Genomic DNA, 218 nt, shown 5'->3' on the forward strand with positions numbered 1-218 from the left:
AACACGGTGCTCTAACCAGCTGAGCTACAGCCCCAACGCGGAACTACTACGACTACTGTTTCTTCTTAATTAAACAGCCGATAAGTGTGAACATTTGATGCGTGAACCATTTCTGATTCGTGCAAACTCTAGAAAGGAGGTGATCCAGCCGCACCTTCCGATACGGCTACCTTGTTACGACTTCACCCCAGTCACGAATCCTACCGTGGTAAGCGCCC

At 49.5% G+C, this 218-nt stretch carries 1 rRNA gene; it reads right to left on the minus strand.

Going from position 1 to position 218, the window contains the following annotated elements:
• Positions 1-132 precede the first annotated feature (132 nt).
• Positions 133-218, minus strand: a 16S ribosomal RNA gene (locus KO539_RS30020); the annotation flags it as partial.

It is taken from the genome of Janthinobacterium sp. NKUCC06_STL (assembly GCF_019345455.1).
GTDB classification, from domain to species: domain Bacteria; phylum Pseudomonadota; class Gammaproteobacteria; order Burkholderiales; family Burkholderiaceae_D; genus Janthinobacterium; species Janthinobacterium rivuli.